This is a genomic window from Streptococcus mitis (genome assembly GCF_001579035.1).
In the GTDB taxonomy this organism is placed as follows: domain Bacteria; phylum Bacillota; class Bacilli; order Lactobacillales; family Streptococcaceae; genus Streptococcus; species Streptococcus mitis_J.
On record NZ_KQ970346.1, the window covers coordinates 1 to 291 of the forward strand.

General features: G+C 37.1%; 1 pseudogene. It reads right to left on the bottom strand.

Features of this window, described 5'->3' with window-relative positions:
* Positions 1–291 (bottom strand): annotated as a pseudogene (locus tag SMIDD26_RS10995) (IS4 family transposase); the annotation flags it as partial.

The window sequence follows — 291 nt, forward strand, 5'->3', positions numbered from 1 at the left end:
AGTGGAATAGGTGCTGTAAATTCTTTAAATAGGGCATAGAACGCTTCAGGTTTTATCTGATAGCGCCTTTGAACAAAGGCTGAATTTGAAACTGTCAGTTTGGCATCTAGTAATTCTTTTGACAATGATTTCCCTCCCATTCCCAGAATTGTACGAATCATAGTTTCTAGTGATAAACTTCTTTTACGAGTAAAGGCCTGTTCATCTTGTTTGACGAACTCAACTTTTTGACCAAGGACAGTCTGAATACTCTTATTCAAGTGGGCTTTTATCTGTTTTATCATGGGAAAC